This is a genomic window from Oceanococcus sp. HetDA_MAG_MS8 (genome assembly GCA_019192445.1).
GTDB lineage: Bacteria > Pseudomonadota > Gammaproteobacteria > Nevskiales > Oceanococcaceae > MS8.
The window spans coordinates 21,363-44,610 of record JAHCMK010000001.1; the positions used below are offsets into that span (position 1 = coordinate 21,363).

21 protein-coding genes are annotated in these 23,248 nt (G+C 58.4%); 7 read left to right on the forward strand and 14 right to left on the reverse strand.

Annotated elements, in window-relative coordinates:
- Window positions 1-37 precede the first annotated feature (37 nt).
- The 12 genes from KI787_00070 to KI787_00125 all read right to left on the reverse strand — a co-directional run bounded on the left by KI787_00070 (window position 38) and on the right by KI787_00125 (window position 10,888).
- A complete protein-coding gene (locus KI787_00070; protein MBV6628325.1) occupies window positions 38-763 on the reverse strand; it encodes a VacJ family lipoprotein in 726 nt (241 codons plus the stop codon).
- Window positions 760-1,425 carry an ABC transporter substrate-binding protein gene (locus KI787_00075; protein MBV6628326.1) on the reverse strand — a complete coding sequence of 222 codons (666 nt, stop codon included), beginning with the start codon at window positions 1,423-1,425 and terminating at the stop codon, window positions 760-762. Before KI787_00075 ends, KI787_00070 begins: the two co-directional genes overlap by 4 nt.
- A gap of 103 nt (window positions 1,426-1,528) precedes the next feature.
- Entirely contained in the window at window positions 1,529-2,158 is a 630-nt protein-coding gene (lipB, locus tag KI787_00080; GenBank protein MBV6628327.1) for a lipoyl(octanoyl) transferase LipB, read from the reverse strand.
- Window positions 2,155-2,427 (reverse strand): DUF493 domain-containing protein, encoded by a 273-nt coding sequence (locus KI787_00085; GenBank protein ID MBV6628328.1) that lies wholly within the window; start codon window positions 2,425-2,427, stop codon window positions 2,155-2,157. Before KI787_00085 ends, lipB begins: the two co-directional genes overlap by 4 nt.
- An 11-nt stretch (window positions 2,428-2,438) precedes the next feature.
- Window positions 2,439-3,584, reverse strand: coding sequence for a D-alanyl-D-alanine carboxypeptidase (locus KI787_00090; GenBank protein ID MBV6628329.1), 1,146 nt, complete (start codon window positions 3,582-3,584; stop codon window positions 2,439-2,441).
- 5 nt (window positions 3,585-3,589) lie between these two features.
- Window positions 3,590-4,447, reverse strand: coding sequence for a septal ring lytic transglycosylase RlpA family protein (locus KI787_00095; protein ID MBV6628330.1), 858 nt, complete (start codon window positions 4,445-4,447; stop codon window positions 3,590-3,592).
- Window positions 4,444-5,340, reverse strand: coding sequence for a lytic murein transglycosylase B (gene mltB, locus KI787_00100; GenBank protein MBV6628331.1), 897 nt, complete (start codon window positions 5,338-5,340; stop codon window positions 4,444-4,446). The genes KI787_00095 and mltB overlap by 4 nt, the downstream gene beginning before the upstream one ends.
- Window positions 5,341-5,447: 107 nt before the next feature.
- Complete coding sequence (gene rodA, locus KI787_00105; GenBank protein ID MBV6628332.1) at window positions 5,448-6,560, reverse strand: rod shape-determining protein RodA; 1,113 nt, start codon at window positions 6,558-6,560, stop codon at window positions 5,448-5,450.
- Window positions 6,560-8,437 carry a penicillin-binding protein 2 gene (gene mrdA, locus KI787_00110; GenBank protein ID MBV6628333.1) on the reverse strand — a complete coding sequence of 626 codons (1,878 nt, stop codon included), beginning with the start codon at window positions 8,435-8,437 and terminating at the stop codon, window positions 6,560-6,562. The genes rodA and mrdA overlap by 1 nt, the downstream gene beginning before the upstream one ends.
- A gap of 17 nt (window positions 8,438-8,454) precedes the next feature.
- Window positions 8,455-8,772, reverse strand: a complete 318-nt coding sequence (gene mreD, locus KI787_00115) for a rod shape-determining protein MreD (protein ID MBV6628334.1) — start codon at window positions 8,770-8,772, stop codon at window positions 8,455-8,457.
- A 217-nt stretch (window positions 8,773-8,989) separates the two neighbouring features.
- Window positions 8,990-9,769, reverse strand: a complete 780-nt coding sequence (mreC, locus tag KI787_00120; protein ID MBV6628335.1) for a rod shape-determining protein MreC — start codon at window positions 9,767-9,769, stop codon at window positions 8,990-8,992.
- Window positions 9,770-9,853: 84 nt separating this feature from the next.
- The gene (locus KI787_00125) at window positions 9,854-10,888 is read right to left on the reverse strand and encodes a rod shape-determining protein (GenBank protein ID MBV6628336.1); all 1,035 of its coding nucleotides are present in this window, start codon (window positions 10,886-10,888) and stop codon (window positions 9,854-9,856) included.
- A gap of 175 nt (window positions 10,889-11,063) precedes the next feature.
- Between KI787_00125 and gatC the strand changes: the two genes are divergently transcribed.
- The 7 genes from gatC (at window position 11,064) to KI787_00160 (ending at window position 19,655) form a co-directional block, all read left to right on the forward strand.
- Window positions 11,064-11,351, forward strand: a complete 288-nt coding sequence (gene gatC / locus KI787_00130) for an Asp-tRNA(Asn)/Glu-tRNA(Gln) amidotransferase subunit GatC (protein ID MBV6628337.1) — start codon at window positions 11,064-11,066, stop codon at window positions 11,349-11,351.
- Entirely contained in the window at window positions 11,348-12,808 is a 1,461-nt protein-coding gene (gene gatA / locus KI787_00135; protein ID MBV6628338.1) for an Asp-tRNA(Asn)/Glu-tRNA(Gln) amidotransferase subunit GatA, read from the forward strand. The genes gatC and gatA overlap by 4 nt, the downstream gene beginning before the upstream one ends.
- Window positions 12,805-14,241: an Asp-tRNA(Asn)/Glu-tRNA(Gln) amidotransferase subunit GatB gene (gene gatB / locus KI787_00140; protein ID MBV6628339.1), complete on the forward strand. Its 1,437-nt coding sequence runs from the start codon at window positions 12,805-12,807 to the stop codon at window positions 14,239-14,241. The genes gatA and gatB overlap by 4 nt, the downstream gene beginning before the upstream one ends.
- On the forward strand, window positions 14,238-15,086 hold the full coding sequence (locus KI787_00145; protein MBV6628340.1) for an Hsp33 family molecular chaperone HslO: 849 nt from the start codon (window positions 14,238-14,240) through the stop codon (window positions 15,084-15,086). The genes gatB and KI787_00145 overlap by 4 nt, the downstream gene beginning before the upstream one ends.
- A 9-nt stretch (window positions 15,087-15,095) precedes the next feature.
- On the forward strand, window positions 15,096-16,037 hold the full coding sequence (locus KI787_00150; GenBank protein ID MBV6628341.1) for a DegV family protein: 942 nt from the start codon (window positions 15,096-15,098) through the stop codon (window positions 16,035-16,037).
- Between the two features lie 223 nt (window positions 16,038-16,260).
- Window positions 16,261-17,811, forward strand: a complete 1,551-nt coding sequence (locus tag KI787_00155; protein MBV6628342.1) for a peptide MFS transporter — start codon at window positions 16,261-16,263, stop codon at window positions 17,809-17,811.
- Entirely contained in the window at window positions 17,808-19,655 is a 1,848-nt protein-coding gene (locus KI787_00160) for a M2 family metallopeptidase (GenBank protein MBV6628343.1), read from the forward strand. The genes KI787_00155 and KI787_00160 overlap by 4 nt, the downstream gene beginning before the upstream one ends.
- Window positions 19,656-19,746: 91 nt before the next feature.
- Here KI787_00160 and KI787_00165 read toward each other — a convergent pair whose 3' ends face one another.
- Both KI787_00165 and KI787_00170 read right to left on the reverse strand, forming a co-directional pair.
- Window positions 19,747-20,013, reverse strand: coding sequence for a hypothetical protein (locus KI787_00165; GenBank protein MBV6628344.1), 267 nt, complete (start codon window positions 20,011-20,013; stop codon window positions 19,747-19,749).
- A 66-nt stretch (window positions 20,014-20,079) separates the two neighbouring features.
- Window positions 20,080-23,247, reverse strand: coding sequence for an efflux RND transporter permease subunit (locus tag KI787_00170; protein ID MBV6628345.1), 3,168 nt, complete (start codon window positions 23,245-23,247; stop codon window positions 20,080-20,082).
- Between the last annotated feature and the right edge of the window lies 1 nt (window position 23,248).

Consider the following 23,248-nt stretch of genomic DNA (forward strand, 5'->3'; position numbering starts at 1 on the left):
TAGGTAGAGCGCCAAACGACGCATGCGCCAGAAATCGTCAGAGTGAATCCTCAAAGTCTTCATCCAGCAAGTCATCAAAGTCGTCCATAGGCGCAGGTGCGCCGTCCCGAACAGCCGATTGACGCTGCTGTAAGTAGGCACTACGTAGAAAGGCGTAGCGGTCATCCTGCTCGTTCAGAATGCCATCGGCACCGAGTAGGCCGGCACGAATTTGCACGATGTTGAGCGCAGTAAGCGCGAGTATGGGATCACGCTCGTCGACGTAGTACACTGGCGAAAAGGGAGCGTCGACGAGCATGCCGACGAGGTCGCGGTTTGTGCTTGGCCCCAGGAAGGGGATCACCAGGAACCAGCCTTCGCCTACGCCCCAGCTTCCCAATGTTTGCCCGAAGTCTTCTCGGTGCGCCGGTAGACCCCAATGTTTGGCGACATCGACAAACCCGGCCAATCCCACGGTGGAGTTCACGACAAAGCGGCCGAGGTCCGAGGTGCCATCCAGCCACTTGCCCTGGGCATATTGGTTGACGACGGTGACTGGGTAGAACAAATTCGCAAAGAAGTTGCTCACCCCCATCTGGACGATCTCAGGCGTCACTGTGTCATAGCCCACGGCGAGGGGGCGCAAAACATAGCGGTCGGCGGTGTCATTGAATTTGAAGATCGCTCGGTTCACGGGTTCCAAAGGATCCCGTGGCTCGAACTGAGTCTGGTGAGCACAGGCCGATAGCAGTGCGACGACCAGCAGACCAAAGATTTTGGTCAAGCGCTAACCCCGTTGGCATCCGGGTTTTGCTGTTCCATTTTCTCGATCAGCGCGTCCAGGCCGCTCTTGCGAATCTCGGCGCTGTAACTACCACGATAATTGGTCACCAAACTAATGCCGTCGACGACAACGTCGAACACGCGCCAGCCTTCGCTGAGCTTGCGCAAGCGCCAGGCAATTTTGACCGGGCCAGAGCTGGTGGGTACGGCGGCGCGCACCATCGTTCTTTTCTCACCAGGCTCGAGTTCCAGCGGCTCCCACTCAATGGCCGCATCACCCGCTTGCAGCAAGGCTTTGGAATAGGTGCGGATAAGCAGGTTTTTGAAAGCGAGCATAAAGCGTTCACGCTGCTCTTCACTGGCGCTTTTCCAGTTCGGCCCTAAGACCAGTAAAGACATGGTGCGAAAGTCGAAAACTGAGTCGACTAAATCATCAACCATGGCATACAGGGCCGCAGAGTCCTGCTCGTACAGGCTGCGGTTGGCGCGAATCTTCTGCGTCACCTTCTCAGCCGCTTGCTGAGTCAGCTCTAGTGGCCCCAGTCCGGGGTCCAGTGCGATCTCCTGCGTCGCCGTAGGGTCTGCGCTTTGGTTAGTCTCGGCTACCGCCATTGGCGCGGCCAAGGCCATGCATAAAGAGAGCACCCATCCGCCAGTTCGCATAAGAAAATCCTTGAGTCTTTTCGGAATTTTAACGTGTATTGCCGGCCAATGACCGCGCAGCGATATGGACGGTTCCCTGGGTGGGGCCGAAGGCTGTCTCAGCTTATGGCTGCGCGGAGGGCGAGTACAGGACGGAGTCCAGGCGGCGGGCTAGGTCCAGACCCACCGTCTCCATGCTGGGCGTTGGCTGCAACCAATTCGCGACTTGGCACATGCGCAGCCCGCTATACCCGCATGGGTTGATTCTGGAAAATGGCTCCAAGTCCATGTCCATGTTTAAGGCAAGGCCGTGGTAACAGCCAGGTTTGCGCACGCGCAAACCGATGGATGCTATTTTTTCGCCGTCAACATAAACGCCTGGGGCGCCGTCTTTGCGCTGAGCCTCGATACCGTGTTCGTCCAGCCAGTCAATCAGCACCTGCTCTATGCCACTGACCAGCCTGCGGGGACCGATTTGCCGCCGGCCCAGGTCCAGCAGTGGATAAATCACCAATTGGCCCGGGCCATGGTAAGTGACTTCACCACCGCGATCCGTAGTCACTACTGGGATAGCCCCAGGCGCAAGGAGGTGTTCCGGCTTCGCGGCCTGACCCAAAGTAAAAACCGGATCATGCTCCACTATCCAAATTTCGTCCGCGGTGTTCGCATCGCGCCGCTGCGTGAACTGCTGCATATCCGCGTAGACCTTGGCGTAATCACGTCTGCCAAGTTGACGGATAAGAGCATTGTTCACAGCTGTACCAACACTCCGGGCAGGCTGGAGAGGTGATGGTGTAGCTGCTCGACTTCATCGGCGGAACAGACCTGCAGGCTGACCGTCAGCGAGACATACTTGCCGGTGCGGCTGGGCTGCAGGTTCAAGTTCCACTTCCGGTCGGTGCCAAGCACTTGATGCAGTTGGGCTTCCACTTCGGCCGCCAAGGAGGAACGGGCCTGAAACACCAGCTTAAATGGATATTCGCAGGGGTATTCCAGATCATCCAAACGTTCACGCAGAGACATGGCCAGTTCGCCTAGCTGCCGAGCAGTAATAAGGCTTCGTCGCGTAGACGTTGCCAGAAACTCCCCAAGGGAACGTCGCTTAAGCTGTGTAGTGGAAAGCGACGCAGAGGCTGGTTGTGATGCTCTATCAGAAGTTCACCGACGACATCGCCAGAGGCCAGCGGAGCTTTGAGGTTATGTGGCACCTCTGCGATGAGCTCCAAGCCCTGTGCCTGGCCTCGTGGGATCACCACCCAGGTTGGTTCTAGGCGGCCCACGGCCATCGTCTCCACGGCGCCCTTATAGACCCGCAATTCTTCAATGGTGTCTTGTGCAGCGGCAACTTGCACGCTCTCGAAAAAGCGAAAGCCCCAGTTCAGTAAGGATTCGCTCGCAGCGACACGGTCGTTGCCACTATCGGTGCCGAGCACGACGGCAATGAGGCGCATGCCGTTACGCTGCGCCGAACTGGCTAGGCAGTAACCAGCGGCCTTGGTGTAGCCGGTTTTGATGCCATCCACACTGCTATCACGCCACAAGAGTCGGTTGCGATTACGCTGAGTAATGCCGTTGTAGGTGAACTCGCGCTCCTGGTACAAGCTGTAGCGTTCCGGGAAGTCACGAATCAGAGCATGCGCCAACTTGGCGATATCCATGGCGGTCGTGTAGTGCTCGGGATGGGTAAGACCCGACGCGTTGGTGTAGCGCGTGTCCAGCAGTCCCAGCTGCTCCGCATACTGATTCATGCGGTCCGCAAAGCTTTCTTCACTCCCTGCAGTATGTTCTGCAAGCGCAATGGCGGCATCGTTCCCGGACTGGATGATCATGCCGTGGAGCAGTTCATCCACAGACACCTGCGTGTTCACTTCGGCGAACATCCGTGAGCCTTCGGCTTTCCAGGCTTTGCGCGAGATGGTGACCAAATCGTCGTCTTTGAGCAGGCCCTGCTCCAGGGCATCGAAGACCACATAAGCGGTCATCAGTTTGGTGATGCTAGCCGGATCTGCACGATCACTCGCGCCTTTTTCAGCGATGACCTGACCGCTGCGGTAGTCCAGCAATACAAATTGCCGAGCATCGACAGCCGGTGGCCTTGGTGGCGGCAATGGCGCAGCGTGCAGCACCTGTGTGAGCGCCGAAAGAACAACAATACAAGCAGCAATGAGCTGGTGAGACATGGCAACTACTGAGCAATAAGTAGGCTGGGAATCCGCTGCCGGTTCAGGTTGGCGGCTGCTTGTTCAGCAGCCAGGGCGTCCGGCCAGGGGCCGAGCCATACCCGATGCCAGCCATCAGTCGGGGCGGGTTGAGCTGCCACAGGATAGCCCAAGGCGCGCATGCGCTGTTGTCGTTGGCGTGCCCCGTCTTCAGTGCGAAAGGCACCAACCTGCAGGTAATACGCAGCCGGGTGATGCATGGACTCTTGTGGATTGGCGCGCGGAGATGTGAAGGGATCCCAGCCCGCGGTGGGTTGCGCTGAAGTGTGGAGTGGTGGCGCTGCTGGGGGGGCGGCGCTCCTGGTCTCTTCTACCACTTCGAGCCGAATGGGCGCCGTGCCGTAGGCGATGACATCCAGGCGAACAGCAGCCGCCCAGGACAGGTCGAGGATGCGCTGCGCATGGAAGGGCCCTCGGTCATTGATTCGGACCAACAGGGAGCGTCCGTTGCGCAGATTTGTGACCTTGGCGATGCACGGGATGGGGAGCTCTTTATGCGCCGCGGTCAGCGCATACATGTTGAAGGGCTCTCCGGAAGAGGTGCGCCGGCCATGAAACTTCTGGCCGTACCAGGAGGCCAGGCCCTCTTGAACAAAACCAGTGGACTGCTCGCGGACGAAATAGCGTCGACCAAACACCTCGTATTGATCGGGGTTGCCGTAGCGGCTGCGGGGCAACGCCGCAGGCGTAGGCTCTGGGGCTGCCCAAGGGTCTTGTTGTGGCGTGCTTGGTGGCCCATCCAAATGGCCGGAACGACTGGCGCAGGCGCTCAGGCAGAGGATGGCCAGAAGAGTCAGTGCCTGCTTGCATGCGCGAGTCATCATTGCTGCGGCTGACGATACCGATCTGCAATCGCTCGGCTAAGCCTATAAACCGCTGTGGCGTAATAAATCCGAGGGTTATAAGACATCAGCGCATAAAAATTGTCTGTAGCGAGCCATAGTTCGGTGTGCTGCTCAGCCTCGAGCTGCAGTAGTCCGACCCGCGCAGACGCCGGAAGGCCCGGAATAGCGGTGACATGCTGGCTGATCTGGGCATACTCGCCCGTAGGCTGTTTGGTGTTGCGGGGCCAGTCTTCGGGCACGCTGCCCATCGCGCTGACCAGTACAGGGAGGTGTGGCTGCCAACCGCGTCCAGTACCGCGAAAGTCGCGCAGGTAGCGGGCAATGCTGCCGATGGCGTCGACCGGGCTCCATAGGTCGGTCAGCCCGTCCTGGTCGAAGTCTAAGGCCAGGCGGCGATAATTAGAGGGCATGAATTGCGCCCAACCCAAAGCGCCCGCGTAGGAGCCTTTGGGCTCCAAAGGTGACCAATTTTGTTCCCGGCAGAGCAAGAAAAACTCTTTGAGCTCACGGTAGAAAAACGCCTGACGAGTAGGGTGCTCAAAGCCTTGGGTCGTGAGCGAGTCCAGCACTCTATGAGGACCGGTATATCCACCGTAACGGGTTTCAACGCCCAATATGGCAACAATGATTTCGGCTGGGACCTCATAGGTGCTGCTGGCTTGCTCTAAGGAGCGCGCATGCTTGGCCCAAAATTGCACGCCAGCGGAAATCCGCCGGGGGTCTAAAAAGATGCTGAGGTAATCAGGCCAAGTGCGAGTTTTCTCGGCCGAATGCTGTTCGGCTTGAATGAGTTTGGGATTGCGCTGCGCGGCCCGCAGTATGGCGCGCACCTGATCGGTCTCGAAGCCGTGCTCGGAGTGCAGCTCAGCCATCAACCGAATCCCTTGCGGGTGTTGGCTGTAGTCAGCCCAGACCGCGCCGCCCGCGAGGCAAAGCCCCAAATTCAAGCCCAGATGCAATGCTGTAAATCGCAAAGGTTTCACAGTAATCCTGTGCGCTGGCGGTGGCTGTAAACCGACATGATGAGGCCAAAGGCAACGCTTAGCGCCAGGATGGAGCTGCCGCCGTAACTCACTAAGGGCAATGGCACACCGACGACCGGGAGAATGCCGCTCACCATCCCAATGTTGACGAAGACATACACAAAGACGGTGAGGCTGAGCGTGCTGATGAGCACGCGGCCAAAACGGTCATCTGTATGTGCTGCCAGCCATAGTCCGCGACCGCATATTGCCAGGTAAAGCAGCAGTAGCCCCACGGCGCCAATCAGGCCATGTTCTTCTGCGAAAACCGCAAATATGAAGTCCGTATGCGCTTCGGGGAGAAAATCTAGGCGGGCTTGCGTGCCATCGGTCCAACCTTTGCCGGACCAGCCACCAGAGCCAATGGCGATTTTCGATTGAATAATGTGATACCCAGCGCCCTGTGGATCGGATTCTGGGTTGAGCAAGGTGAGCACCCGGCGACGTTGATAATCGTGCAAACCAAACCAGCTCAAGGGGAGGCCAGCCAAACCCACCGCGCTGAGCAAGCCAATCAGACGCCAGCGCATTCCGGCCAGAAAGAGCGCGAAAATCCCTGGAGCGACCACCAAGAGGGCTGTTCCCAAATCGGGTTGCGTGATGATCAAACTGACCGGTAACACAATGAGTAGGCTGCTACTCAAAAGGGCGCCCCAACCCAAGGGCCAGCGCGCTGGTGCCAGTACGGCGGCCAAGGCTAGTGGAAGCACAATTTTCATCAATTCCGAGGGTTGCAATCGCAATCCGCCTAGGCTCAGCCAGCGTTGAGAACCATTGACTTCAATTCCGAAGAAATGCACTGCAAGCAGTAAACACAAGCACAGTACGTAACCGGGAAGGGCGATACCGTGAAACCATTGTGGAGGGCAACGCGCCACAATCAACAATGCGGCCAACCCAATCCCAAGGCGCTGCGCCTGAGAGCTCAATGCCCCCATATCAGAGCCAGTCGCCGAATACACCGTGGCCAAGCCGATTAAGCCCAAAACCACCAACATGCCAAACAGCCAAGGATCAATATGCAGCCATTGGCCCAGACTGCGTGGCTGCTGAGGGTCACGCCATTGCATTAGATATCCGCCTCCAGGCACCAAGGGTGCCAGCGTAAGCCATCACAGCGCATGAGCCAGTCTTGCAAGATCGACTTGGCAATGGGGGCAGCTACGGCACTTCCACTGCCGCTGTTCTCGACCACCACCGCCACCGCAATTTCGGGGTTGTCGGCAGGAGCAAAGGCGATAAACAAAGCATGGTCGCGTAACTTGTAAGGGACATCTTCGAGTTGGGGGGCTTCATCATCTTCTTGGGACAGGCCCGCAACCTGTGCCGTCCCTGTTTTACCGGCCACTGCAAAGGGCAACCCACGGCCAACGGATTGTGCAGTCCCATTGCTAGAGTGGACCACAGCCAGCATGGCGTCGTGCGTTTGCTGCCAGTGCCGAGAGTCCGCAAGGGTGATCGGCGGTAGCGGCCGCGGAGGGTTCTCAATCACCTCTTGGCCGCGGCTCCGGCTCTGTACCAGCCGTGGCACGAAGCCTTGACCGCGCGTCGCAATCCGCGAGGTGAGCACCGCTAATTGCAGGGGGGTCATCAACAAATAGCCTTGGCCGATACCGACATTGAGGGTTTCGCCGGGATACCAAATTTCCCCATTGTGACCCCGTTTCCAGTCGCGGCTGGGCAGTAAACCCGCTTCTTCGGCAGGTAGTCGAATCCCTGTCTGCTGGCCTAATCCAAAGCGCGCTGAGAAATCATGCAGACGATCAATGCCCAGGTTGTAGGCCAGCTCGTAATAGTAAATGTCGCAGGACTGGGCGATAGCTTGGCGGAAATTGACTCGGCCATGGCCTTCACGCTTCCAATCACGATAGCGCCGAGGCTTGTTCGGAAGCTGGTACCAGCCTTTGCAGTAAACGCCGTCGTGGCTGTGGACCACCCCATACTCTAGCCCGGCTAGGCCAAAGAGTGGTTTGACCGTCGATCCTGGGGGGTAACGGCCCTGAATCGCTCGGTTAAATAGCGGGTTGCCAGGGTCCTCAATCAGCCCGGCGTAATCCGCATGACTAATGCCGTTGACGAAGAGGTGCGGGTCAAAGGAGGGTGTCGACACCAGGGCCAGCACATCCCCTTGACTTAGATCTAAGGCGATGGCGGCGCCCCGGTTGCCTTGCATTTGCGCCTGAGCGTTGCGCTGTAGCTGCTCATCCAGGCTGAGGCGCAAATCCCAACCGGGCGTAGGAGCTTGATAGTCCAGCTCGTTGAGCAGCCGGCCCCGAGCATCTGTTTCCATGCGGCGCTGCCCTGCGCGCGGGCGCAAATCCGCCTCGAAGGAGCGCTCCAAGCCAGTTTTGCCGATATAGCTGGCGCCTCGGTAGGCCTCGGCGTCAGCGTTGGCGAGGTCACGTGCGCTGATGCCGCCGACATAGCCCACCACATGTGCCGTGGTTGGCCCTTGAGGGTAGCGTCGGGTCAGCGCTGCCTGAACCTGGACGCCGGGCCAGCGGCGGCGATTGACTTCAAGCTTGGCCAGCTCTTCTGGGCTAAGGCCTAGTTTTAAAGGGATGCTGTGGAACTCTTTGCGACTCTGGCGGCGTTCATGGAAGCGCTGTAGTTCATGTGTTTCCAGCGGCACAACCTCACCGATCTCGGTCAGGGTGCGTTCCAAGTCATCGACATTCTCCGGTACCACCAGCAGCTGCCAGCTAGGCACGTTGTCGGCCAGGATGGTTCCGTTGCGATCGTAGATCAGCCCGCGAACTCCGGGCACGGGGACGGCAACCGTTCGATTCTGATCGGCGCGCTGGGCCAGCTGTTGGTGATCGCGCGTTTGCAGTAGCCACAAGCGACCACCCAACACAGTGGCCAGAGTCATGACGATGGCGCTGGCAATGAGCAGACGCTGACGAAAATCCAGCCATTGCTCCCGGCTTTCTCCAAATGCAGTCATCGGTTGCTGGCCATCTGCTAGAAATTAGCTTCGGGGCGCTGGGTGAACAAGGCCAAGGGCGCCCACAGCGTAGTCGCGACCACGACCGGCGCCCAGTGGTAGCCCATGGGCGGGTTATGTAGCCAATCCAGCCAATAAAAAATGAAGAAGTTGCTCGCCAGCAACACACTCCCCACCACCATGACCTGCACCCATAAGGGCTGGCTGAGGCTGCGGTTCTGGCTGAGTCGAAGTAGCAGTGTCGGTGCTCCCAGGCCCAAAGCCCATACGCCTAAAAATCCGTGCAGGAGCGTGTCAATGAGTAGACCAAAGGCAAAGGCGCCTACCACACTCATTCCGCCCCCTAGCAACAACCCAAAAAGGGGCACGCACAACCACATGGGCACTAAAGCCCAGCTCGCTAAGGCGGCATTTGCAGGCCAACTCAGCCCAATGAGAGCAAGCGGAGGAAGCAACAGACTAAGCAGGCGAATCAGGAGCACGCGGCAGGTGATTGGTGGGGTGGTTACAGTGTGCCCTAAGGCTAGGGCAGCCTGCCGTCATTATGCGCAATTATTCCCCGGTGGAGGCCTTAGAGTTGCGCACCAACAGGACTTCAGGCTGGTCGGTGACATCTGCCGTTGGCCTGGCGAACACTTTCAGGAAGCGCTCCCCGGGCTGGGCCTCAACCGAGGCCACCACGGCAATAGGGAATCCAGCTGGAAAGCGCCCGCCGAGGCCGCTGGTTACGAGTAGGTCACCCTCGCGAATATCCGTGTTCTGAGGCAACCAAGACACCCGGTAGAGCCCGCGTTGACCGAGTCCGTGGACAATGGTTTGGCCGGCGTTGCGAACCACCATGGCAGGGATGGCTTGTTCAGCTTCGGTCGCCAAAACCACTACGGACTCATTGGCGCTCACTTTTTGAACCTGACCCAGCACGCCGGAGGCGGAAAGCACGGGTGTGCCTTCGCTGATGCCCTGTTTACGGCCCTGCTCTAGGACGAGGCGATGGTCGAAGGGGAACAGCTGCATCCGGCTAATGTCGACCACCTGCACCTCGACCGGAAGCTCTGCCGTTGCTTGTAATAGCCGCCGTAAACGGTTGTTTTCTGCGCGTAGGGCGTTGAGCTGAGCCAATGAGGTCTCGAGCTCCATCAGCCGCTCACGCAAGGCCAAATAGTCGCTCTCTAGCTGCGCTTGGTTATCGGCAAGCAATGCCGCTTGGCGTCGCCGCTGAGGCCAGCTTGCTACCCAACGCAGAGGCGAGGTTAAGGCCAAGCCGAATTCGCGCAGCGGGGTCACTAGGGCGTCATGCGTACTGCGGTCTAAGGTGTAAATTCCGGCGCTCAATGCCACCAAAACTAGACCTAGGGTGATAAGCCTGCGTCGTGATCGGCGCTGGCCGGGGAGGGCGCTGCCATCCATGCTGCGGGCTTAGTCGAGGATGAAGGCGGCGGTTTTGGCGTCGTCCAGCTCCAGCAAAGCGCCACCACCGCGGGCAACGCAGGTCAGTGGGTCATCGGCAATGACGACCGGCAGGCCAGTTTCTTCCGCCAGTAGCTTGTCCAGGTCGCGGAGCAGCGCACCACCGCCGGTGAGCACGATGCCACGCTCGGCGACGTCGGAGCCCAGCTCGGGAGGAGTGGCCTCGAGCGCTTGCTTGCAAGCGGATACGATTTGACTCAAGGGGTCTTGAAGCGCGTCCAAGATTTCATTCGAGTTCAGCGTAAAGCTACGCGGTACACCAGCTGAGAGATGTCGGCCAACGACATCAATCTCCTGCGGCTCGCTGCCCGGGTAGGCATTGCCGATCTCTTGTTTGATGCGCTCGGCAGTGGTGTCGCCAATGAGCATGTTGTATTGCCGGCGCACATAACTGACGATGGCTTCGTCAAATTTGTCTCCGCCGACGCGAACCGACTCTGCGTAGACGATGCCGTTGAGGGAGATCACCGCAACCTCAGCCGTGCCACCGCCAATGTCGCAAACCATAGAGCCGCGCGCATCGCCGATAGGTATACCGGCGCCGATAGCAGCAGCGACCGGTTCATCGATGAGATGCACTTTGCGCGCGCCAGCGTTAGCCGCCGATTCACGGATAGCGCGTCGCTCCACCTGGGTGGAGCCGTAGGGCACGCAGATCACCACACGAGTCAGGGGGCGGAAAATTTTCTGCGAGTGCACTTTGCGAATGAAGTGCTGCAGCATCTTCTCAGTGACGGTGAAATCCGCAATCACCCCGTCCTTCATGGGGCGGATGGTGGAGATGTTGGTGGGAGTACGGCCAAGCATTTTCTTGGCGTCGATCCCCACAGACTCAATATGCTTGCCGCCACGAGCGTCGGTGCGAATAGCGACCACCGACGGTTCGTTGAGGACGATGCCCTCTCCGGCTGCGTAAATCAGGGTATTTGCCGTGCCCAGGTCAATGGACAGGTCGTTAACGAAAAAACCGCGCAGGGATTTCATGCAATATCTTCAGGTTTGGTATGGCCCCGGACCAGCCGGAGCGGCAGCAAGGGCCGCGGGTTTCACATCCCCGGGTAATTCGCGGGACAATACCAACGGCCGAAAGTTTTTGGCAAGACATTCCTATGGTAGCGTTCGCGCCCTTTGTGCGTATTTTTTAGCGGCAGAATCCCTCATGAGCCTGGCAGAACAAGATCTTCGACGGCTGGCCCGCTTGGCCCGCTTGGAATTTACCGAGGCCGATGTGCCGAAGTATCAGTCCGAACTCAATAGCATCCTGGAGATGGTTGACACCCTGCAGACTGCGCAAACCGAGGGCGTAGCCCCGATGGCGCACCCTCTGGATATGACGCAACCACTACGGCCGGATGCTGTCACTGAGGACAATCAGCGCGAGACGCTGATGGCTGCGGCTCCGGAAGCGCAAGCAGGTCACTTTGCTGTTCCACGGGTGATCGAATGAGCGCCTGGCATGAGTGCAGCCTGGCACAGTTGCGCCAAGCGCTGGATGAAAGACGGGTCGATAGCGTCGAACTGACCCAGTACTTTTTAGATCATATCCGCGCCCACAACGGCACACTCAATGCCGTCATCGCACAGGATGATGAGCGTGCATTGCGTCAGGCCCAGGCTTCGACGCAGGCGCAAGGCCCTTTGGCCGGTCTTCCGATCCTGCACAAAGACATCTTCTGTACCCAAGGGCTGCGCACCTCGTGTGGCTCGAAGATGTTGGCGGACTGGGTTCCACCTTACGACGCCACCATCGTTGAGCAGTTAAATCAGGCCGGAATGGTGACCCTGGGCAAGGCCAACATGGATGAGTTTGCTATGGGCTCTTCCAACGAGACGAGTTACTTCGGTCCTGTGCGCAACCCCTGGAATACTGACTGTGTCCCCGGCGGCTCCAGTGGTGGCTCAGCGGCAGCGGTTGCTGCAGGGCTGGTCCCGGTGGCTACCGGGTCGGATACCGGCGGTTCCATTCGCCAGCCCGCGGCGCTGACAGGAATCACCGGTATTAAACCCACCTACGGACGCTGCAGTCGTTACGGCATGATTGCCTTTGCCTCCAGCTTGGACCAAGCCGGAGTGTTCGCGCGAACTGCGCAGGACTGCGCTTGGGTTTTGCAGGCGATGTCTGGTGTCGACCGGCGTGACTCCACCAGTGCTGATCATCCTGTAGACGATCTCTGCGCCTTGTTGGACCAGCCACTTAAAGGCCTGCGGGTGGGTAAGCCCGTGGAGTTTTTTGGGGAAGGCCTGGACGCGGAGACCGGAGCGCGGGTGGAAGAAGGCTTGGTGGCATTGCAAAAGCTAGGTGCGGAGATTGTCGATATCCATCTGCCGCGGCTGGATCTGTGTGTGCCGGTGTATTACGTGATCGCGCCAGCCGAGGCCGCCTCGAACCTGTCCCGGTACGACGGAGTTCGCTTCGGTCTGCGTTGTGACAACCCCAAAGACCTGGATGATTTATACACGCGGACGCGCTCGGAGGGTTTTGGGCGCGAGGTACAGCGGCGGATCACCATTGGGACCTATGTGCTCTCGCATGGGTATTACGATGCTTACTACGTCAAAGCGCAGCAGGTACGGCGTCTCGTGAGCGAAGACTTCAGCCGCGCCTTCGAGTCGGTCGATGTGATTGCCAGTCCGACCACACAAGGGCCCGCTTTCGAGATTGGAGCCAAATCTGCTGACCCCGTTGCGATGTATTTGAACGACATTTACACCATCGCCGCCAACTTGGCCGGACTGCCGGGTATTTCCATTCCCGCTGGTTTGGCCAGTGGACTGCCGGTGGGGCTGCAGCTGGTTGGCCCACCCTTCACGGAGGCGCGTCTGCTTCAGGTTGCGCATCAGCTCCAAACGCATACCGATCATCATTTGCAGAGGCCAACGGCCTTCATGGAGGCTGCGCAATGAGCTGGGAAGTTGTCATCGGCCTCGAAGTGCATGTGCAGTTGGCCACGCAATCCAAAATTTTCTCCGGCGCTTCCACGGCTTATGGAGCCGAACCCAATACCCAGGCTTGCGCCGTCGACCTGGGGCTGCCGGGTGTGCTCCCGGTCGTTAACGCCAAGGCCATTGAGATGGCGGTTCGCTTTGGTTTAGCGGTGGATGCCCAGATAACGCCGCGTAGCGTGTTTGCGCGCAAACATTATTTCTACCCGGATCTGCCCAAGGGATACCAAATTTCCCAGTACGAGTTGCCTATCGTTGCGCACGGCCATCTGGATATTCCGGTTGGTGACTCTGGCGAGTCCAAGTGCATTCGTATTCTGCGCGCCCATTTGGAAGAGGATGCGGGTAAGTCTGTTCACGATGCTCTTCCTGGCGCCACCGGAATCGACCTCAACCGGGCGGGTACGCCTCTGATTGAAGTGGTGACGGAGCCCGATATGCGCAGTGCGGCTGAGGCCGTCGCCTACCTAAAAGCACTCCACGAGTTGGTGCGGTGTCTGGGCGTGAGTGATGGCAACATGCAGGAAGGGTCATTCCGTTGCGATGCCAATGTATCGGTGCGGCGCTTGGGTTCAGAGAAACTCGGTACGCGTACCGAAACCAAGAACCTCAACTCCTTCCGCTTCGTTGAAAAAGCCATCAACTACGAAGTCGAGCGTCAGATCGATGTGTTGGAAAGCGGCGGCAGCATCGATCAGGAGACCCGCCTCTTCGATCCCGACAAAGGAGAAACGCGGACCATGCGCGGCAAGGAAGATGCGATGGATTATCGCTACTTTCCCGACCCGGACCTGCTGCCCGTGGAATGCACGCCAGAGTTCATTGAGGCCCAGCGGCAAAGCTTGCCAGAGCTGCCGGCGCAGCGGCGCAGCCGCTACGAGGATCAATGGGGCCTCAACACCGAAGAGGCTCGGCAGTTAGCGGGCGATCCTGATGTCACCGCGTATTACGAAAGCCTCGTTGCGGAAGTTGGCAGCGAACATGCCGCATTGGCGGCGCGCTGGCAGCTTGGAGAACTCGCGGGCGCATTGAATGCAGCAGGGCAGAGCTTTGCGCAAAGCCCCATAACGCCGGCCCAGCTTGCTGGGCTGATTCGCCGGCTGGCTGATAACACGCTGTCCGGAAAAATGGCCAAGGAGGTATTCGCTGCGATCCTGGCCGGTGAAGGCGATGCCGATGCCATTATTGAAGCCCGCGGCTTAAAGCAAATCTCTGACACCGGCGCACTTGAAGCCATTGTTGACGATGTTATTGCCGCACACCCTGAGCAGGTGGCGCAGATCAAAGCTGGTAAGACCAAGGTGATAGGTTTCTTGGTCGGCAAGGTCATGCAGCAAACCAAGGGGCAGGCTAACCCCGGTGCTGTGAACCAACTGCTGAAGGATCGCCTGTGAGCGATAGTGGTTTATGGCGCTTCCAGTATGCGGATTTGCCCCTGCGGGGCGCGTTATTGCAATTGGGTCCTGAATGGGCGGAGCTGGTTGCCGAGCAGGGGTATGACGCCACCGCGAGCTCTTGGTTAGGTCAGTCATTATTGGCAGTAGGCCTGTTGTCGGGCTTGGCAAAAGTCGCGCCCAAACTGACATTGCAAGTGGCCGATGTCGACGCCATGGATCTGCTGGTGGCGCAGACTCTGCGACCGGGCGCATTGCGCGGAATGCTCAAGCCGCGAAGCTTAGGTGAGCAGCCCTTGGTGGGGCAGGGGCGCATGGTGATGACCTGGGAGCTGGCGGACCAGCCGCAGCGGCCTCGCCAAAGTATCGTGCCTTTGGTCCAGGCCAATCTGGCGGCTGCCATGGAAGACTATTTCCGCGATTCTGAACAGCTGCAAACCCGGTTTTATCTGCATGCGGATCGGCACCAAGCTTTTGGCGTGGTGGTACAGCGCATCGCCGGTGATGATGCGGACGTCGATGATGCCCTGAGCGTATTTGATCGTTGGGACCTGCGGACTTTACCCGCGCAGCCGGAACAGTTCTTGGCGGTATTGCTCGAGCGCGACATCCAAATTCTGGACGGGCCACAGCAGTGGATGGTGCGCTGTCACTGTGATGAGGCCAGCTTGAGCCGTATTGTTCTAAGCTTGGGCGCGGACGACGCACGCGCTTTGCTCGCCGAACAAGGTCATATCCAAGCCGAGTGTGGATATTGCGGCAAGGTCTACACATTTACCCCAGACTACGTGGAATCTCTGTTTGCCGCCCAGGCAGCTGAGCCGCAACCGCCGAATACTCACTAGAGAACACATATGCGTATCGGCCTAGTCGTGGATTCAAGTTGCGACCTGCCACAGGATTTTCGTGAGCAGCATGATGTGCGGGTTTTGCCCGTCACCATTCGCATTGGCCAAGACCGCTTGCTGGATCAGCAAGATCCACAAGCCGCATTGGAGTTTTACCGCAGCGAGTTGGGTGCCCGAGGCGCGGATGCGGAGTCTTTGCCCTTTGCCGCCGACCAGATTGCCGAGCTTTTTTTGGATGAATTAATCGGCGACTTTGACTACGTGTTCTGTCAGACGGTTTCGCGGACGCGCTCGTCGATATTCGAAAACGCCACCAAAGCCTCCTTCACCATACTTTCGGAATATCGCGACTACCTCTCTGGGGCTGCCCGGTCTACGCCCTTTGCTATGCGCGTGCTGAACACCGGCACGTTTTTTAGCGGCCAGGGTGTGATTGCGGCAGAGACGGTGCGGATGATTGAGGCTGGATATAGCCCAGCGGAAATCCGTGAGCGTTTGGATCATTTGGTCGGCGCCGTTCGTGCCTATGCGATTCCCCAGGACGTGTACTACCTGCGCGCCCGTGCCCGTGCCAAAGGTGACCGCAGCATGGGCTTGTTCACAGCGGCTTTGGCTTCGACGCTAGACATCAAACCCATCATTCGCGGCCAACAAGACCATACTGAGGTGGTGGCTCGCGTTCGCGGCTTCGACAATGCGGTGGAGCGGGTGCTGAATCAATTGCGTAAGCAGGTCGAACGCGGCTTAGATGCACCCTTTGTGGGCTTAAGCTACGCCGGAGAACTCGAGTGTATGCGGCTGCTTCCTGGCTATGCAGAATTGGCGCAAGTGTGCGCCGAGCAGGAAGTCACGCTACTCGAGTCCGTGATGAACGTGACCGGGGGCGTCAATCTAGGGCCGGGAACGCTCAGTGCTGCGATACTGGCCAAATCACACGAATTCCAATAAAGTGCTGCTATCGACGTCAATAATGAAATTTATCGGCGCAGGAATGGGGTCGGGGTGTAAGAGCCACTGGGGGAGAGATGGTGCACCCGCACCAAGAAGGCAAGGGGCCGCCGTTGGCGGCCTTTTGTTTTTTTGTGGTGCTAATCCTTGCCAAGGGTCGATCTCAGTCTGACTTGTCTTTCCTCGGGATACTGAACCCCCAATTTGGAGAACTACACAACCCATGTTGAATATATTCGCGCAGCACCCGCGCGGTTTAATGGTGCTGTTTGGAACGGAGATGTGGGAGCGTGCGAGCTATTACGGCATGCGCGCCATCTTGGTACTTGCGCTCACAGCGGCGGCCACCGAAGGTGGCGGTTTGGACCTCAGCGACACAACGGCCACTGCCATCTATGGCATGTACACCGGCGCGGTGTATTTGGCGTGTTTGCCCGGTGGGTGGATTGCAGACCGTCTGTTGGGGCAGCGCAACGCGGTGTGGTACGGCGGGCTGATTATTGCGGGCGGCCACTTCACCATGGCCCTGCCATTTGAGGCCACCTTTTATGTAGGGCTGATTCTCATTGCCTTGGGCACGGGGCTGCTGAAGCCTAATGTGTCGACCATGGTTGGTGACTTATACCCCCAGGGCAGCGCCAGCCGCGACGCGGCGTTCTCCATTTTCTACATGGGGATTAATGTCGGCGCCTTTTTTGGTCAGCTCGTCGTGGGTTACCTGGGTGAGAAGGTTGGCTGGCACTGGGGCTTTGGGGCCGCCGGCGTGGGCATGCTTTTTGGTCTATGGCAATACCGGGTTGGCGCCAAGCATTTAGGCCAAGCCGGACTGCTGCCGGCGAGTACCGGAGACCCAGCAAAAGACGCACGGGTTCAGCAGATTGGATGGCGCGCAATCCGCGCATTCTTAGTGTTACTGAGCATCGCCACCGCTACCGCCATTGTGGGTTGGTGGACGCCGGACGCCGGCCAAATGGCGCTGTGGTTTGCCCAGTTTGTGATCGCCTTGGCAATTGGCTTTTTTGCCTGGGTGTTGATTTTCGGTGGTCTCAGCGCTCAAGAGCGCAAACACGTGGGCGTGATTGCCATTTTCTTCGTGGCCTCCGCCGTCTTTTGGAGCGGATTCGACCAGGCCGGCTCCTCGCTGAATATCTTTGCTGACCGCTACACCGACCGCATGATCCTAGGCTGGGAGATGCCGGCATCATGGCTGCAGTCCATCAACCCCATGCTCATCATTTTGCTGGCACCATTTTTTGCCTGGCTGTGGGTGCACCTGGCGCAGCGCAACATGGATCCGTCGTCGCCGATCAAGTTCGCCATTGGTTTGCTGCAGCTGGGGCTGGGTTTCTGGGTGATGGTGTTCGCGGCCCGGATTGCGGCGGGCGGCGAATTGGCGGCTCCGACTTGGCTGCTGCTGACCTATCTCTTCCACACCACCGGCGAGCTCTGCCTGTCTCCGGTGGGTCTGTCAGCCGTCACCAAACTGGCGCCGCGACGCTACCTGGGCCAAATGATGGGGACCTGGTTTATGGCCTCCTCCCTTGGCAACGTCATTGCGGGTTTGATGGCAGGTCACATCACCGTTGCCGGTGCTGAAGCCATGCCTGAGCAGTTTATGCGTGTGGTTTACATGAGTTTGGCTGCGGCCTTGCTGATGTTCATCGCCACCCCTTTGATTAAGTCGTGGATGAAGGGTTCGGCTGAGTTTCCAGAGTCTGCGGCCCCCCACGGCAAACCGGCCGGTAGTCGCGCGACTGAGGTGGAGCCTTCATGAATAAGCGTTTAGTGATCAGCGCGTTCCTGGGTCTGGTTGCGGGACTGGCGGGATGTAGCGTGATGCAGAACTCCTGGCATGCGGTGAATCCTGTACAGCCCGACAGTAGCTACCCGACTACGGCTGCCGGGGCGCGGGCTTTTTTGGCTGACTATGATCGGGATATCCGAGAGATTGCGACCGAGGCTTACAAGGCGGCTTGGCTACAAGCGACCTATATCACCCCGGACAGCCAGCTCATCGCCGCCAAGGCTTATGAGCGTCTGCTGGCCTGGAATGCGGAGCGGGCGATTGCGGCGCGACAGTTCGATGGTCTCAAGCTAGACGCTAACCTGCGCCGCCAGTTAGAGCTCTTGCGTCTTTCCAATGGAGTACCCACGGACCCGGAGGCATTAGCTGAGCTCACCACCTTGGGGAGCGACTTGGAAGCGACGTACGGATCTGGGCGCTACTGTCCTGAAGGCCCAGAGAGTTGCCAGCAGCTTGGGGCGCTGGAGAAGGTGCTGGCCAGTTCACGCAATGCGGACGACTTGCTGGAGGCCTGGACTGGCTGGCGCACCATCTCACCGCCAATGCGCCAGAACTATGCGCGCTTTGTGGAGCTGCAAAATAGCGGCGCTCAAGAACTTGGCTTTAGCGATGCTGGGGAGTACTGGCGCGCCCAGTACGATATGGCTCCAGAAGCTTTCTCCGCTGAAGTAGAGCGCTTGTGGGAGCAGGTATCACCACTCTACGAGGCGCTACATTGTGAAGTGCGGGCGCAGCTCAATAATGGGTATGGCGATGAGGTGGTGCCTAAGGATGGGCCGATCCCTGCTCATTTATTGGGAAATATGTGGTCCCAGCAATGGGGCAACATCTACCCCTTGCTGGTCCCGTATCCCGATGCCCCTGCTGCCGATATCACGGCGGCCCTGGAAGCGCAGAAATACACCGCTGAGCGGATGGTGCGCCAGGCAGAAGGGTTTTATACCGACTTGGGGCTGCCCTCATTGCCTGCGAGCTTTTACGAACGCTCGATGCTCACCAAACCCCGGGATCGGGATGTGGTGTGTCATGCCTCGGCTTGGGATTTGGATTTTTCCGGGGATGTGCGCATCAAAATGTGCATACAGCCCGACAGCGAAAACCTCACCACCATCTATCATGAGTTGGGCCACATCTATTACGACTTGGCGTACAACCCATTGCCGGTGATTTTTCAAAATGGGGCCCATGACGGTTTTCATGAAGCCATCGGTGACACCATGGTGCTGGCGATGACGCCGGACTACTTAGCGAGCGTGGGCTTGGCTGAAACGGCGGATAACTCGTCCGTGCAGGCAACGATCAATGCGCAAATGCAAATGGCCTTAGACAAAATCGCTTTTCTGCCGTTTGGGCTATTGGTGGACCAGTGGCGCTGGAAGGTTTTCAGTGGCGAGGTCACACCCGACAACTACAACGCTGCATGGTGGGATCTGCGCGAGAGCTATCAGGGCATTGCTGCCCCACTGCCGCGCAGCGAAGACGATTTCGACCCCGGAGCCAAGTATCACATCCCCGGCAATACGCCTTATATGCGGTACTTCCTTGCACACATTCTGCAGTTCCAGTTCTACCAGGCCATGTGTGATGCCGCTGGCCATGAGGGGCCGCTGCATAGCTGCAGTTTTGCTGGTTCCGAAGAGGCCGGTGCAAAGATGTGGGCTTTGCTTTCGGCCGGGCAGTCCAAGCCATGGCCGGAGACTTTAGAACTGCTGACCGGAAGCCCCTCCATGGATGCTGCCGCCGTCATTGATTACTTTCAGCCCTTGATGGGATGGCTGGAGAAGCGCAATCAGGGGCGCAGCTGCGGCTGGTAACGGTCCTCTTGGGCACAAACAACAAAGGCGCCGCAGTGGCGCCTTTGTTTTATGTGGGATAGGACCGGGCTTAGCTTCTGGCCATCAGGGTCTAACTGCGCGGGTTGTCCGGTTCGGGCAGCCCTTCAAGCTCGCTGAGCCAGTCGTCGCTGGGGTTAAGTAGGCGACGCATTTCGCGCTCTTCGCGGGCGCGCTCCACATCGCGCCAGTTGCGGCGGGCGCGACTGCTACTAGGGCTCATGACCAGCTTGGCGGAAAAGTCCGCCTCCGCATTATGCTCGGCAATGTCGTCGGATGCCTCTTCGAAGTCCAGCGGCTCGTCGTCGAACTGATCTTTGGCGGTTTTGCTGCGGCTCATCACACACTCCTAGTGAAACCTGCAATGGCAATCTTTTCGCGAAGTATTGCTCAGCTTTCCGAAAAATCAAGCATTTTGTAACTCGACTTCAGTCGCAGGCCTGAGGGTGGTTTGCCGATCCTGGCGGCGCCCTTGCCAAGCCAACAGAACTGGGGTCAAGAACAGTGTGATCGGCGTTGCAAATGCCAGGCCACCGGCGACTGCAGCGGCCAGTTGTACCCACCACTGAGAAGCCGGTGCGCCGTAAGTCACCTCACGGCTAAATAGATCAATGTTGAGCTGCAGCACCATGGGTAGCAGGCCCAGGATCGTCGTAGCCGAAGTCATTAATACCGGTCTTAAGCGCTGGGCACCGGTACGCAGTACCGCTTCGACGGCCTCCATACCCTGGCGGCGCAGCACGTTGTACGTATCGATGAGCACAATGTTGTTATTCACCACGATTCCGGCGAGGGAAATTACGCCCACGCCGCTCATCACAATCCCGAAGGGCTTGTTCATGAGTAACAGGCCTAGCAAGACCGCGGCCGTGCTGAACAGCACGGCGGATAGCACCAGGCCGGCTTGATAAAAGCTATTGAATTGGGTGACCAAGATCACCAGCATCACAAATAGGGCGGCGAGGAAAGCCTGGCTGAGGAAGGCCTGAGATTCGCGCTGGTCTTCATCTTCACCACGGAAAACAACGGCCAGTCCATCGACGCTCAGGGGTTGGTCCTGCAGGCTTTGGCGCAGCTTACGGATCTGATCATCGACTAGCAGGCCGGTTTCTACGTCCGCGCCAACGATGGAGGTTCGCTGCATACCGCTGCGATAAATGGAGCCAACCTTTGGAACAGGCCGCCGCTCGACGAAATGGGCCAGTGGTACCGGCCCAGCAGGTGTGGCAATGGTCAGGCGGTCCAGCTCGCCCAGGTGGCGGTCTCGCGGTAGGTAACGTATGCGAATATCCAGCTCATCATCGGCGTCTTCTGGCCTGTAGGTACCCAGCTTTACCCCATTGGTAATGAGCTGCACAGCATTCCCGATGCTAGATACGTCCACGCCATAGCGCGAGGCTTCCAGGCGGTCCACTTCCAACTGCCATTCGATACCGGGTAGGGGCAGGTTGTCATCCATATCAACAAAGCCACCCAAATCACGCATCCGTTGGTGGATTTCCTCCACGCCGCGACGCAGTCTGGACGTGGACTTTGCTAGCGATTCCTCGCGCGTGACCTGTAGCTCAAGCGTGACGGGCTTGCCGGAATTGGGGCCGTTTTCTTCGGCGCGAATCTCCAGTTCTATACCGGCGATGTCGGCGGTGTCCTCACGAATTTGGTCAAGGATGGTTTCGGCCGGAGCGCGCTGGTCCCAGTCCAGAAACTCTAAGGAAATGGTGCCGATGACATCGGCTGCGCCCTCGCGGGAATTACTGCTGCCCACCCGTGTCGTAATATGCCGAATGCCTTCTCGGCCAAAGATGCGCTCTTCGACTTGCGCCACAATGGCATTGCGTTGTTGCAATGACATATCGCCGCGGGCCCGAACCTTCACCTGCGCGTTTTGTGGCTCCACATCAGGAAAGAACTCGACGCCGGGTCCAAAGCTGATATAGCTCACAAAAATCATGACCACCGCAGCAAAAGCGCCCATCAATGTGCGTCCAGGGTGCTCTACCAGCCACTCCAAGGTTTTGACATAGCGGGCGTTGAGGCCACGGAGCTTGTCTAAATCGCCACTTTCGGCGGCCGCGAGTTCAGCCTGCAGCGCTGGGGACACGGCGCCGGGTCGGCCGATGACACCGCCCAGGGCAGGCACGAAGATCAGTGCCATGAACAGCGATGCCGTGAGCGTGGCAATCAAAGTGATTGGCAGGTACTTCATGAACTCGCCCATGATCCCCGGCCAGAACAGCAAGGGAAGAAAAGCCGCCAAAGTCGTCGCTGTACTCGCGGTGATGGGCCAAGCCATGCGCTGTGCCGCGATGCGGTAGGCCTCCTTGCGGGTGTATCCCTCACACATCTTCCGATCCGCGAGTTCGACCACCACAATGGCGCCGTCCACCAGCAGGCCTACGGCCATGATCAAAGAGAACAACACCATGATATTTATGGTGAGGCCCATCATGGCAATCACCAATATTCCGATCAGGAAAGCCCCCGGAATCGCAACGGCGACCAAACCAGCCGAGCGCACGCCCAGGATGCCAACGACCACGATGACAACAAGCAAAACCGCCGTGAGCACATTGTTCTGTAGGTCCCCCAACATCATTTTGATGTCTTCTGAGGAGTCTTGGGAAAAGCTCGCTTGAACACCAGCGGGCCAGCGCTGTTCGGCCTGAGCCACCACAGCCCGGACCTGCGCGATCGTGTCGATGACGTTCTCGCCAATACGTTTTTTGACTTCTAAGGTGATGGCTGTTTCACCATCGCTTCGGGCAATGGAACTGGCGTCGCGAAAACTGCGGCGTACCAATGCCACATCGGCCATGCGTACAACGCGCTCACCATCCACCAGGATAGGCAGGTTGAATAGGTCTTCTGCTGACTCGATCAGTCCTGGTACCTTGACCGGAAACTGTCCGTCCTGAGTTTCCAGGTTTCCTGCAGCCACCAATTGGTTATTGCGCGCGATTAAGTTGAATAAGCTGGCCTGCTCAATGCCGTAAGTTTCGAGTAGCAATGGATCAATCAAGATCTCGAGCTGCTCTTCGCGGGCACCAGATATTTCTACCTCCAGTACGCCGGATAAGCCCTCTAACTCGTCGCGCAGGTTCTGCGCCGCATGTACCAGCACGCGCTCGTCCACGAGACCGGATAAGGTGACGAGGATGACCGGGAACAAGGCCACGTTAATCTCGTGGACGGTGGGCTCCTCGGATTCTGCGGGTAAATCTTGGCGGGCTTGGTCCACCTCTTCACGCACATCTAATAAGGCCTGATCGGCATCGAAACCGGCGTCGAATTCCAAGGTCACCGAGGCGGAGCCTTGACGCGCCGAGGAGGTCATTTCCTTCACCCCCTCAATGGCGCGCAGCTTCTGCTCCATGGGTCGTACTAACAGGCGCTCGGCATCTTCGGGACTAATGCCGTCATGCACCATGGATACGTAGATATAGGGAATAGGAACGTCGGGATCAGATTCCTTAGGGATTCCGGTGTAGGTCACCGCACCCACCACCAATACCAGCAGCAATATGAGCAACACAGAGCGCTGGTACTCCACGGCGGCGGCAATGAGCTGTTGCATG

Bases quoted from the DNA above. Each gene is read 5' to 3' on its own strand.
- gatC (MBV6628337.1), top strand. From the start codon at position 11,064: ATGAGCCTGGCAGAACAAGATCTTCGACGGCTGGCCCGCTTGGCCCGC.
- rodA (MBV6628332.1), bottom strand. From the start codon at position 6,560: ATGCAATGGCGTGACCCTCAGCAGCCACGCAGTCTGGGCCAATGGCTG.
- KI787_00090 (MBV6628329.1), bottom strand. From the start codon at position 3,584: ATGTCTCACCAGCTCATTGCTGCTTGTATTGTTGTTCTTTCGGCGCTC.
- mltB (MBV6628331.1), bottom strand. From the start codon at position 5,340: ATGGCTGAGCTGCACTCCGAGCACGGCTTCGAGACCGATCAGGTGCGC.
- KI787_00085 (MBV6628328.1), bottom strand. From the start codon at position 2,427: ATGTCTCTGCGTGAACGTTTGGATGATCTGGAATACCCCTGCGAATAT.
- KI787_00095 (MBV6628330.1), bottom strand. From the start codon at position 4,447: ATGATGACTCGCGCATGCAAGCAGGCACTGACTCTTCTGGCCATCCTC.
- KI787_00150 (MBV6628341.1), top strand. From the start codon at position 15,096: ATGCGTATCGGCCTAGTCGTGGATTCAAGTTGCGACCTGCCACAGGAT.
- KI787_00125 (MBV6628336.1), bottom strand. From the start codon at position 10,888: ATGAAATCCCTGCGCGGTTTTTTCGTTAACGACCTGTCCATTGACCTG.
- KI787_00075 (MBV6628326.1), bottom strand. From the start codon at position 1,425: ATGCGAACTGGCGGATGGGTGCTCTCTTTATGCATGGCCTTGGCCGCG.
- gatB (MBV6628339.1), top strand. From the start codon at position 12,805: ATGAGCTGGGAAGTTGTCATCGGCCTCGAAGTGCATGTGCAGTTGGCC.
- KI787_00165 (MBV6628344.1), bottom strand. From the start codon at position 20,013: ATGAGCCGCAGCAAAACCGCCAAAGATCAGTTCGACGACGAGCCGCTG.
- KI787_00160 (MBV6628343.1), top strand. From the start codon at position 17,808: ATGAATAAGCGTTTAGTGATCAGCGCGTTCCTGGGTCTGGTTGCGGGA.
- KI787_00155 (MBV6628342.1), top strand. From the start codon at position 16,261: ATGTTGAATATATTCGCGCAGCACCCGCGCGGTTTAATGGTGCTGTTT.
- gatA (MBV6628338.1), top strand. From the start codon at position 11,348: ATGAGCGCCTGGCATGAGTGCAGCCTGGCACAGTTGCGCCAAGCGCTG.
- KI787_00170 (MBV6628345.1), bottom strand. From the start codon at position 23,247: ATGCAACAGCTCATTGCCGCCGCCGTGGAGTACCAGCGCTCTGTGTTG.
- mreD (MBV6628334.1), bottom strand. From the start codon at position 8,772: ATGAGTGTGGTAGGCGCCTTTGCCTTTGGTCTACTCATTGACACGCTC.
- mrdA (MBV6628333.1), bottom strand. From the start codon at position 8,437: ATGACTGCATTTGGAGAAAGCCGGGAGCAATGGCTGGATTTTCGTCAG.